The 10,180-nt window shown below is 70.9% G+C and carries 9 protein-coding genes, 2 pseudogenes and 1 riboswitch; of the genes and pseudogenes, 8 read left to right on the top strand and 3 right to left on the bottom strand.

The features are described 5' to 3' along the window. Together ACFU99_RS19565 and ACFU99_RS19560 are read left to right on the top strand one after the other, a co-directional pair. Positions 1–1,387, top strand: a 1,387-nt coding sequence (locus ACFU99_RS19565) for a Pls/PosA family non-ribosomal peptide synthetase (protein WP_384393505.1), incomplete at its 5' end; no start/stop codon positions are given. Continuing rightward, positions 1,384–2,808 (top strand): M1 family metallopeptidase, encoded by a 1,425-nt coding sequence (locus ACFU99_RS19560; RefSeq protein ID WP_384393502.1) that lies wholly within the window; start codon positions 1,384–1,386, stop codon positions 2,806–2,808. The genes ACFU99_RS19565 and ACFU99_RS19560, both read left to right, overlap by 4 nt. A 322-nt stretch (positions 2,809–3,130) precedes the next feature. Here ACFU99_RS19560 and ACFU99_RS19555 read toward each other — a convergent pair whose 3' ends face one another. Continuing rightward, a complete protein-coding gene (locus tag ACFU99_RS19555) occupies positions 3,131–4,195 on the bottom strand; it encodes a bile acid:sodium symporter family protein (protein WP_384393508.1) in 1,065 nt (354 codons plus the stop codon). Positions 4,196–4,585: 390 nt separating this feature from the next. After that, positions 4,586–4,708, top strand: a riboswitch (cobalamin riboswitch). Between the two features lie 61 nt (positions 4,709–4,769). Here ACFU99_RS19555 and ACFU99_RS19550 point away from each other — a divergent pair. The 3 genes and pseudogenes from ACFU99_RS19550 to ACFU99_RS19540 all read left to right on the top strand — a co-directional run. Beyond that, positions 4,770–5,162, top strand: a complete 393-nt coding sequence (locus tag ACFU99_RS19550; protein WP_384393499.1) for a (2Fe-2S) ferredoxin domain-containing protein — start codon at positions 4,770–4,772, stop codon at positions 5,160–5,162. Then, on the top strand, positions 5,159–5,854 hold the full coding sequence (locus ACFU99_RS19545; protein WP_384393496.1) for a (2Fe-2S)-binding protein: 696 nt from the start codon (positions 5,159–5,161) through the stop codon (positions 5,852–5,854). The genes ACFU99_RS19550 and ACFU99_RS19545 overlap by 4 nt, the downstream gene beginning before the upstream one ends. Positions 5,855–6,056: 202 nt before the next feature. After that, positions 6,057–6,266, top strand: a pseudogene (locus ACFU99_RS19540) (ECF transporter S component); the annotation flags it as partial. A gap of 1,195 nt (positions 6,267–7,461) precedes the next feature. On the opposite strand, the gene ACFU99_RS19535 reads toward ACFU99_RS19540, so the two are convergent. Then, positions 7,462–8,691, bottom strand: coding sequence for an NADH:flavin oxidoreductase/NADH oxidase family protein (locus ACFU99_RS19535; protein ID WP_384393493.1), 1,230 nt, complete (start codon positions 8,689–8,691; stop codon positions 7,462–7,464). An 81-nt stretch (positions 8,692–8,772) separates the two neighbouring features. After that, the gene (locus ACFU99_RS19530; protein WP_384393490.1) at positions 8,773–9,099 is read right to left on the bottom strand and encodes a hypothetical protein; all 327 of its coding nucleotides are present in this window, start codon (positions 9,097–9,099) and stop codon (positions 8,773–8,775) included. Between the two features lie 191 nt (positions 9,100–9,290). Between ACFU99_RS19530 and ACFU99_RS19525 the strand changes: the two genes are divergently transcribed. The 3 genes and pseudogenes from ACFU99_RS19525 to ACFU99_RS19515 all read left to right on the top strand — a co-directional run. Then, positions 9,291–9,722 (top strand): MarR family winged helix-turn-helix transcriptional regulator, encoded by a 432-nt coding sequence (locus ACFU99_RS19525; RefSeq protein ID WP_384393487.1) that lies wholly within the window; start codon positions 9,291–9,293, stop codon positions 9,720–9,722. Positions 9,723–9,768: 46 nt separating this feature from the next. Beyond that, positions 9,769–9,921 carry a hypothetical protein gene (locus ACFU99_RS19520; RefSeq protein ID WP_384393484.1) on the top strand — a complete coding sequence of 51 codons (153 nt, stop codon included), beginning with the start codon at positions 9,769–9,771 and terminating at the stop codon, positions 9,919–9,921. Between the two features lie 58 nt (positions 9,922–9,979). Continuing rightward, positions 9,980–10,180 (top strand): annotated as a pseudogene (locus ACFU99_RS19515) (major capsid protein E); the annotation flags it as partial.

Below are 10,180 nucleotides of genomic sequence, written 5' to 3'. Positions count from 1 at the left end.
GTCCCTGGCCGGGCTGCCGTTGCTGGCGTCGCTGGCCGCGCTCCCCGCACTGGCCGGCGTCTACCTCCTGGTGGCCGACTGCGTGACGCTGTCGGCCGCCGCGTCCCGGCTCCTCGTGAGCGCCCCGCTGATCGCGGTGGTGACGACCGTGTGCTGGATCGTGGTCACGGCCGCGACGGTCCGTGTTCTCGGACGGGGCATCAGGCCCGGCACCCACCCGGCCTGCGGACCGGTCGCCTGGCGGGTCTGGCTGACGAACCGGCTGCTCGACGGCGCCCGGGGCAGCCTCTTCCCGCTCTACGCCAGTCTGGCCACGCCGCTGTGGCTGCGGCTGCTCGGCGCCCGCGTCGGCCGCCGCACGGAGATCTCCACCGTTCTGCCCCTGCCGTCCCTGCTGACCGTCGAGGACGGCGCGTTCCTCGCCGACGACGCCCTCGTCGCCCCGTACGAGATCCGCGGCGGCTGGCTCCGGCTGGGTCCGGTACGGATCGGCAGGCGGGCCTTCGTCGGCAATTCCGGCATTGTCGGTCCAGATCGTGAGGTGCCCGATCAGGGGCTGATCGGCGTGCTGTCCGACGCGCCCGAACACAGTGCCCCCGGCAGCTCCTGGCTGGGGCGGCCCGCCCTGCCGCTGCCGCGGACGCCCTCGGCGGCGGACCCGGCCCGGACCTTCGAACCGGCGCGCCGCCTCGTGGTCGCGCGCGCCGCCGTCGAACTCTGCCGGGTCCTGCCGCTGATGTGCAGCGTGGCCCTGGCCGAAGCCGTCCTGCTGGGGGAGCAGGACGCCCTGGACCGCGGCGGGCTCACGCTCGCCATGCTGGCAGGCGCGCCGCTGCTGCTGGCCGCGGCAGCCCTGGCCGGACTGACCGCGACGGCAGCCAAGTGGCTGCTCGTCGGCAGGTTCACGGCCGGTGAACATCCGCTGTGGTCCTCGTTCGTGTGGCGCAACGAGCTGTACGACACGTTCGTCGAATCGCTCGCGGTCCCGTGGCTGGCCGCCTCCTTCACGGGCACGCCGGTGCTGAACTGGTGGCTGCGCAGCCTGGGCGCCCGGATCGGCCGCGGGGTGTGGTGCGATACGTACTGGCTCCCGGAGACCGACCTCGTCACCCTCGGGGACGGCGTCAGCGTCAACCGGGGGTGCGTCCTGCAGACCCATCTCTTCCACGACCGCGTCATGCGACTGGACGCCGTGCACCTCGCGACGGGCGCCTCGCTGGGCCCGCACGGGATCACACTGCCCGGCACCACGATCGGCGCCCACGCCGCCATCGGCCCGGCCTCCCTGGTGATGCGCGGCGAGAGCGTACCGGCCGGCACCCGGTGGGCCGGCAACCCGATCGCCGGGCAACGCCCCGGCCCGGCGGAACCGGAGACCCCTCGATGACCCGGTGCAGCCGCAGGGCACTGATGACCGCCGCCGCCCTGCTGCCCGTCACGCTGGCCGCCGCGGACGGCCCCGACCGCGCGGACACGCGCTACTTCCCCCTGCACGGCAGCCTCGCCCACCGCACCCTGGCCTACGACCTGAACCTGGCCTACGCCCCGGACAGCGGCCGCCTCAGCGGTCGCGCCCGTATCCGGGCCGTGACCACCGCCGACTGCGGACAGGTCCGGCTCGACCTGTCCGGGATGGCCGTGTACGACGCCCGCGTGAACAGCGAACCCGCGCGCGTCCGGCAGCGGCGGGGCAAGCTCGTCCTGACGCCGGCGCACGGCCTCCAGGCCGCCACGCCGTTCACCGTGGACGTACGCTACGGCGGACGGCCGGGACCCGTCCGCTCGCCCTTCGGCGCGATCGGCTGGGACCGCACCGGCGACAAGCACGACGGCACCCTCGTCGCCTCCCAGCCGCTCGGCGCCCCCTCCTGGTTCCCGTGCAACGACCGCCCCGACGACAAGGCCGCCTACACCTTCCGCATCACCGTCCCTCGCGGCCATCAGGCACTGGCCAACGGCACCCTGCACGCACACCACCGTGATGCGGACACGGAAGTGTGGACCTACCGCCACCCGGCGCCCATGTCGACCTATCTGGCCGCCCTCTACACCGGCCGCTTCCAGCACGACTACGGCCACGACCACGGTGCGCGGACCATCGGCACGGGCCCGCCCGTAGCCCTGAACAACGCCTATCCGCACCACTTGGCCGACGCCGCCCGCCACGACCTGGCCCGTCAGCCGGAGATGCTGCGCGCCTTCGCGGCCCGCTTCGGCCCGTACCCCTTCGCCTCGTACGGCGCGGTCGTCGTCGACGCCGACCTCGCGGCGCCGGTGGAGAACCAGACGCTGTCCGTCTTCGGCCGCAACCACATCGACGGGCGGCGGAGCTGGGAGACGCTGGTGGCGCACGAACTCGCGCACCAGTGGTACGGCAACAGCGCAGGGCTGCGCGACTGGCGGCACATCTGGCTCAACGAAGGCTTCGCCACCTACGCCGAGTGGCTGTGGTCGGAACACATCGGCGAAGACGACGCGGACACCATCGCGCGCCGGGAATGGCGCTCGCTGAACCGCCGCCCCCAGGACCTGCGACTCGCCGCCCCGGGCCCCCGCCGCATCTTCGACGACCGCGTCTACGTACGGGGGGCCTGCACCCTGCACGCCCTACGGCTGACCCTCGGCGACGACACACGGTTCTTCGCCCTGCTACGGAGCTGGCACGAGGCCCACCGCGGCAAGAGCAGCGACACCGAAACATTCCTGGCCCACGCCGCGGCCCGCGCCGGAAACACCGTGCGGCCACTGCTGCACGCCTGGCTCTACGAAACGCCGCTGCCGCCGCTTCCTCCGCAATCCACTCGGTGAACCGGAGAGCATCCTGGATATCGCCCTCGGGGCAGCGCCGAGCGCAGATGGCGCTGTGCGCCGAGAAGGACGAGCGGGTCCTGCCCTGAACGGGCCGCTGCTGCTCCGCCGCCGGCGCGGCAGCCGCAGCGGCACGGCGTCTCCATCGCCCCTCGGCGCGGTGCCCGTCGCGGCCGACCGGGATCTGGGCTTGGCACATGAGCGCCACCGGGGCGAACGTCTCTCTTCTTCCGGATCGTTCGACCCGGCCGGAGCCCGCTTCGCTCGGTGGCCGTGAGCGGCGAGGCGAAGGACCGGGTCAGGCGGCCGAAGCCCGAGTCGGTCACGCCCTCGCGCTTTCGGCGGCCACGCCCGGGGGCCCGGGGCGGGGCAGTTTTGCCGCCATTCCTGCGACGATCTTCTGTAGCAGGCTGTAGAAGAGGATCGGCAACAACACCTCGGGGCGGTGGGAGAACCAGCAGGCGGCGAGCACCGCTGCCGCGCTGCTGTTGTTCATGCCGGTGGCGAAGGTGAGGCAGATCCGGTCCGGCTGGTCGCGGCACGTCCAGCGGGACATCCACCGGCCGCAGCCGAACGCCAGGCAGCACACCGCGCCGGACAGGCCGAGCGCCAGCAGCAGCAGGTCCGGGTCCGGGCGGGCGAGGGCCTGCCCGAGCGCGCCGGCCGCGTTGAGGTAGCAGAGCAGCAGGATGTTCACCGTGTTGACGGCCTTGACCGACGGCAGGATTCGACGGGTGCGGTCCTCGCCGAGCGCGACCCGTACGGCGATTCCCGCGAGGCACGGCAGCACCACCGACACCAGGGCGAAGATCCCCGCCCCGGTCCGGGCGATGACATCGACCGTGGCCGTGTCGTCCAGCGTGCCGGTGCCGTAGGGGCCGACCAGTTGGCCGGCCAGATGCATTCCGAGGGGAACGGTGAGCGGGCTGAGCAGCGTGGAGCCCACCACCATGGCGACGACCAGGGGGACATTGGCGCCGGCGTTCTGGCCCCAGGAGGCGGCGCCGCCCGCGATGGGCATCGCCAGTACCAGCATCAGCCCGACCACCAGACCCTCCGCCTCCGCCGTATCGGGCCAGGAACGCAGACCGAGCGCGACGATCGGGAGTACGAGCAGGGGGAGCAGGGCATTGGCGGCGATGCCGAGCACCAGCCGCACCGGCCGGGACACCACCTCGCGCAGATCGGCGACGCGCACGCCCAGACCGGCGTTGAACAGCATCACCGCCAACAACACCATCGACACCGTCAGAACGCCTACGTGCAGAGGCAGCGCCAGCGTCAGCCCGCGCAGCATCTCGCCGGGCACCGGGAACACACCGGCCAACAGGTAGCAGACGAGCATCAGCCCCAGCAGCCACCGCTGCACAGCATTCACCACAGTCATCACGCAGCAGAGCGTATAGGTCGCCCTGTGTCACGGCTGTCGCTGAAGCCATCGGAGCCTCGCTCCAGGGGGCGACGGTGGTAAGCGCACGGGCACGGCCCACAGTCAGGTGCGCACCTCCGTGCGGCTGCTCGCGGCTGGGTTCACCGGCACTACTCGACCAGTGACTCTCTCATGATCGACATGGACGGCACTGAAGTCGCCAGCCGTCCCGAGGACGCGGAGCGTGTGGTCGGGGAGGACGCGGGCGCCCTGGCACCGACGAGGTCACGGTGCGTCTGCTGCCTCCCGGCGGTCGGAAGCCGAGGCGGCGCGGTCCGCCGTCCGGCTGGGCGCTGCCGCCGTGGGGCGGGTGACATGATGGGTTGCGGACACGGGCGACAGCGGCCCGAGGAAACCGGTGTGAATCCGGTGCGGTACCGCCACTGTGATCGGCGAGCGGATCCCGACGAGCCACTGCCCCGCGCGGGCGGGAAGGCCGGGACGAGCGCGGACCCGAGAGCCAGGAGACTCACGCTGTCGCCTCCTCGAAGCACCCCGGGGCGGAACTCCCCGGCAAGAGGGAGGATGCGGCATGCCTGAACAGCCCGCCGACGAGCGCGCGCCGACAGCGGACCGGGCGGTCCCGTGCCGGGTGGTGGTGTGCCGCGACTGCTGCTGCGGGACGGTGAAGGTCAACGCCGATCATGCGGCGCAGACCGCGCGGCTGCGGGAGATCGCCCCGGTACGCATCTCCGAATGCCTGGACGTGTGCGAACAGGCGAACGTCGTCGTCGTGCAGCCCTCGGCGGACGGGCGGGCGGCAGGCGCCCGCCCGGTCTGGCTCGGGCTGGTCAACGACCCGGCCGCCACCGAGGACATAGCGGACTGGGTGCGGGACGGCGGGCCGGGTGTCGCGCCCCGCCCCGAGATCCTCGACCTCTATCTGATCGACCCGCCGCGCCGCGTCGGGACATCGACCTCATGACCGGCGGTCAGGGCACGGCGGACGAAGTACCGGCGGACGAGGTCGTCGTGGCGCTGCGCGACGTCGCACAGCTGGGTGGCTTCTTCGCTCTCGACACGGTCCGGGGACCCGCGTCCGGTGAAGAGCGGCTCACGCGGGAGGGGTTCGCCGCGCGGGCCAGGACCGTCAACGAACGCTATGGCACCGCCGAGACCCGTATCGGCGTCTCCATCGCCCACCTCGGACTCGCGGCCCGCCTGTGGTCGCCGGTCCTCGCCTGCGCCCTCGTCCACGGGATCGTGCCGGTGATGACCACCGCGGAATGGGCCGGTGACGGCTCGGCCCTTCGTCTGGCCGGGCCGCGGGGCAGCCGCGCCCCGAGGTCGGCGTCATCGCTCGCCGATGCCGTGTGTGTGCAGGCCGACGGCGTCCTTCAGCGCATGGAGGGCCACCTGCCCGTCAAGATGGCGCCGCGGTTGCTCGCGGGTAACTCCGCTTCCGCGCTGATCGGTTCGGCGGCGCAACTGCTGAGGTACCGGACCGGTCTGCGGACGCCGCTCACCGAGCTGACCCGGGAACTCCTGAAGACGGGACGGCTGCGCGGGACCGGCCGGATCACCGGCCCCGAACTGACCTTCCGCCGACGCAGCTGCTGCCTGTACTACCGGGCGCCCAACGGCTCGAAGTGCGGGGACTGCTGCCTGGCCCGGTGACTTGGCAGGTCACCGGGTGCGAGCCCATGCTCGGTACGCTCACGGGTCTCGTCGGAGGTCACCGTTCCGTGTCAGGCGCCCGTCCGTCGGCAGGAACGCCACCCGGGGGGCCTCCGGTGCGGGGGTGCGCCGCGACCTCGGTGGTCCCCTTGCAGACCTCCGCGAGCAGGCGAGGAGTGAGCGCCTCGTGCGGCGGTCCGGCATGCCCGCCACGAAGCCCGCGCCCGCCATCCGCCCCTCGGCCCGCGTCGGACTCGTCATGGCGATGGCCGCCTTCCTCGGCGTCGTCGCGTTCTTCTGGCCGTTCGGCATCGCGCCCGGCGCCTTCGGACCGAACTATGCGCCTCCGCTGATCTTCGGGGTGCTGCTCGTGCTCGTGCTGTGCGTCGGGCTGTCCGAGATCGCCGAGGGCCGGCCAGGGCGGGGCCAGATCGGCGCGCATGTACCGCCGCAGGCGTTCGCCCGTGAACCCGGCGCGCTCAAGCGCTCGGTGGGTCGCCTGTCGGTGGTCCGTCGGCAGGTCCTCCAGGCCCTGGGTGAGCGCGGTGACGAGCTGGAAGACCCTGACGGGGTGGGGAGCCGCCGAGGTTTCCGGTGCTGGCCGACGCCGACTTGCAGGTCGAGGCCAGCCAGGTGCCCGACTTCCGCCGTGAGTGTGCCGTGCCTCGCGGGAACCTGGAGGAGATCGTTGCCGGCGGTTCCCCGGTAAGGACGGCGCGGAGGAAGGAGAGCGTGAGGTTGATGCCCTCGATCTCGCCGAGCCAGTTCTCCTCTTCGGCCCGCTGGAGGCGGGCGAGGAGGTCTGTTTCGAGTTCTTCGAGTCGGCCGAGCATTTTCGGGTTGATGTGCGGCACCGGGCAGCGGATGCAGGCGTGTTCGTGCTGGCAGGGGGTGCCGTAGGAGCGTCCGCAGGAGCCGAGTTCGACCTTGCGCCGGTCGAAGTGTTCCTCGGACTCGGACCACTCCTCGGTCGTCGTGTCGCGGTACTCGCCGTCGGGGCGGATCTGGCGTCGGTGTTGTAGGTGTTCCTGGTAGTGGCGGCCGACGTCCTCGTCGAAGACGGCGACGTATCCGCGAGCGGTTTGGATGTTGAGGTGGCCGAGCAGGGCAGCGCCAATGTGGATGGGCAGGCTGCTGTTGACGAGTTCCGTGGCGAAGATCCGGCGTGTGTCCGCAGAGGCCGTGTGCGAATGACTCCGTGTGGCTATTGAGCAGGAGGGGCGTCGAGGTCACCGTTGCGATGCAGACCGCCGGATGTGTTGCATTCTGTCCCGGCTGTGGTCTGGCATGCGAGTTCGCGGAGCCCATCGGGCCCCTCCATGTCGACGTGGTCCCAGGCGGCGGTGAACTCGGTCAGCTTCCTCGGGGCATGTTCGTGCCACTCGTCGCTGAGTTCGTCAACATTGACATGGAGGAAGTCCGACTCGTGGGGATACTTACACCAGACGATGCCGTCGTCGTCCCGGGGAGGACACCTCATGACGGGGGCGTGGATCGGGGCGGGTCGAGTGGCTTGGTGGACTTCGTGCCGGACGGTGTGTTCGGTGAGCGGGAGGCGCTTGGCTCGACTGATGTGTACACGGGGGCCGACTCGCTCCGGTCCGGCCTCAGGCGGCCGTATGCCATTTCAGATAGTCGCGTCGGCGCCGGGCGCGGACGAGCCGTTCGAGGAGGAGGGCGATGGCCGGAGAGTAGGGCGTCTTCGACGGTTTGCCTGCACCGAGGCGGGCGAGCTGCCGCGACGTGACAGCCTGGACGGCTGCGGCTGCCAGCATTTTGTTCCGGAAACAGGTGCGGGGCGGGCGGGCCTGCGCGTCACTACCGGCAAGCCACTGCCCCGGCAGAGTGGGGTCGATTGCCAGCGCCGTGGCTATGCCTGCCATGGCGACTCCGGAGTCGATCACCTGTTGGGCGACTGCACGTCGCCGGATCCCTCCGGTCAGCAGCAGTGGCAGCGGGGAGGTGGCGACGAGTTGCTCGGCGAGTTCAAGGAAGTACGCCTCGCGGGCAAGGGTGCGGCCGTCCGCGGGGGAGCCCGCCGTGGCCAGGCTCTCGATGCTGCCGCCGGACAACTCGACCAGGTCAGTCCCCACATCGGCGAGCATCTTGATCACGTCACGTGCGTCGTCGGTGTCGAATCCGCCACGCTGGAAGTCCGCCGAGTTCAGTTTCACTCCCACTGCGAAGTCCGTGCCGACGCGCTCGCGGACCGCGCCCACGACATCGAGCAGCAGGCGGGCGCGGTTGTGCAGGCTGCCGCCCCAGCGGTCGTCACGCCGGTTTGCCAGGGGAGAGAGGAACTGGGAGAGGAGGTAGCCGTGGGCGGCGTGGATCTCGACTCCGTCGAAGCCGGCCTGCTGGGCCCGCTGCGCGGTCACGGCGAAGCGCTCCACCGTCTCGTCGATCTCCTGGGCGGTCATCGGCTGGGGTGTCGGGAACATGCGGGAGACGCCGCCGGCGTCGATCGGCACCGCGGAGGGGGCCCGGGTGGTGTCGGCGAGGTCTTTGGGGACGACGCGCCCGGGGTGGTTGATCTGCATCCAGATCTGTCCGCCTGCCGATTTACCGGCCGCCGCCCAGCGCTGGAAAGGCTCCAGCGGCGTGTCCTGTTCGAGGACGACGTCGCCGGGCTGGGCGACTGCTCTGCGGTCGATCATGACGTGTCCGGTGATCAGGAGCCCGGCGCCTCCCGCAGCCCAACGGCGGTAGAGCGTGAGGAGTTCGTCGCCCGGCAGCTGTCCTGGCGCGGCGAGTAGCTCTTCCATCGCGGCCTTCGCGATTCTGTTGGGCAGCGGAGCGCCGTTGCTCAGGTGCAGTGGCTCGTTCAGTGTGGTCATCTTTTCTCCCATGTCATCGGCTCTGGGCGGACTCGGTAGGGCTGTCGGTGCCGTTTGTTGGTCTTCGCGCAGGTTCTGGCGTCACGAGGTGGCGGGGGCGAGGTCGCTGACGTCGTCGAATCCGGCCTTGCGGTTGAGGTTGCCGGTGATGCGGGCGACCGCCGCCGCGGCGCGTTCGGCCATGCCGGTACCCAGGAGGTGGGCCAGGCCGATCAGCGCGGTGATGTTCACGTCGACGGACCGCAGGTTGGGTTCGAGGGGTCGGCCGAGGAAGGGCCCCACCGACCCCATCCCGGCGTCGTTGATGACGAAGTGTGCGCCTCGGGAGGCGAGTTCCCGTGCGTACGCCTCGCCCAGCCCCTTCGAAGCGCCGGTGACCACGGCGGTGGTGTCCGTGTAGTCGTGCATGAGTGAGTGCTTCCTGTTCGGTGGGGTGCCGGGCCGCGTCAGAGCGGACGGGCCTCGGGAAAGACGGGACGTGGGGAGCGTCCCGCTCCGGCGACGCCTCGTGTCCACAGCGGGAACGAGGACCAGGTACTTCGAGTTTCGAAACAAACATAGCACTTCGAGGCTCGAAGCAAAAAGGGTAGGATGAGGCCATGAGGCGAAGCACCCTTGAGGCAGCGGTGGTGGCAAACCACGAGATCTTCATGCAGATCAGTGACCGGATCGAGACCGTCCTGGCTGAACACGGTCTGACGCACGCAACCGTTCAGGCGCTCTGGGTGATCGACCCGGCCGAGCCTCCACCCTCGATGAAGGAATTGGCTGGCCGGCTGTACTGCAACGCGCCCAACACCAGCTTCGTCATCAATCAGCTCACCGGTCGGGGGCTGGTCGAGCGTTCCGCCGACCCCGCCGACCGCCGTTCACGCGTCGTAGCGCTCACGGAGGACGGTCGGCGGGTACGCTCCGCGGTGATCGAGGCAACACTGGCCCTGAGCCCCTTCGCCCGACTGGACACCGACGACCTGCTCAACCTGGTGAGTCTCCTGGGGAAGGCGCTCGAACCGACCGCAGGGCCGGCGTGAGATTCGGCAGCCCCAAGACGTAGCAGCCATCGTTCGTGAATTGCTCATGCGCCGGCCCCACGTCGTCGCCACGAACCGCACCTTCAACGGTCCCGCGGCCCGGTGCTCGGCGTACCGGTGCTGCTGGGTCACCGCCTACGAGGGGTCCTCGCCCGTGAAGGGCGACAGCTTCGGCGAGGTATTCGTCAAAACCACGTGACACTGCGCGGCCCGCCCCTCAAGCCGGGGAGCGGGCCGCGATCGCCGGCGTGACGTAGGTGACCGGCCGCGAGGGCGCGCTGCCGCCGCTGGGGCAGAAGCTCGTGGTGGGCGAGCAGGAGCAGATCCTCCTGGAGGCGTCGCACGGGGCGGACCAGGACCGGCTGATCGAGCTGCTGTATGACGATGTGGAGCGGCACACCGAGGCGATCCGCTCGCGGCTGGAGCTGGCGGCCGGGGACGTGCTCACCGACGGGCGG

Origin of the sequence: Streptomyces sp. NPDC057654 (assembly GCF_042800135.1) — a bacterium.
Taxonomy (GTDB): domain Bacteria; phylum Actinomycetota; class Actinomycetes; order Streptomycetales; family Streptomycetaceae; genus Streptomyces.
The sequence above is the reverse complement of the archived record's forward strand: the minus strand, read 5'-3'. Positions and strand labels throughout refer to the sequence as shown.

What these genes read in the sequence shown, in the direction of transcription:
- ACFU99_RS19525 (WP_384393487.1), top strand. Translation starts at nt 9,291, where the DNA reads ATGAGGCGAAGCACCCTTGAGGCAGCGGTGGTGGCAAACCACGAGATC.
- ACFU99_RS19530 (WP_384393490.1), bottom strand. Translation starts at nt 9,099, where the DNA reads ATGCACGACTACACGGACACCACCGCCGTGGTCACCGGCGCTTCGAAG.
- ACFU99_RS19520 (WP_384393484.1), top strand. Translation starts at nt 9,769, where the DNA reads ATGCGCCGGCCCCACGTCGTCGCCACGAACCGCACCTTCAACGGTCCC.
- ACFU99_RS19555 (WP_384393508.1), bottom strand. Translation starts at nt 4,195, where the DNA reads ATGACTGTGGTGAATGCTGTGCAGCGGTGGCTGCTGGGGCTGATGCTC.
- ACFU99_RS19535 (WP_384393493.1), bottom strand. Translation starts at nt 8,691, where the DNA reads ATGACCACACTGAACGAGCCACTGCACCTGAGCAACGGCGCTCCGCTG.
- ACFU99_RS19550 (WP_384393499.1), top strand. Translation starts at nt 4,770, where the DNA reads ATGCCTGAACAGCCCGCCGACGAGCGCGCGCCGACAGCGGACCGGGCG.
- ACFU99_RS19560 (WP_384393502.1), top strand. Translation starts at nt 1,384, where the DNA reads ATGACCCGGTGCAGCCGCAGGGCACTGATGACCGCCGCCGCCCTGCTG.
- ACFU99_RS19545 (WP_384393496.1), top strand. Translation starts at nt 5,159, where the DNA reads ATGACCGGCGGTCAGGGCACGGCGGACGAAGTACCGGCGGACGAGGTC.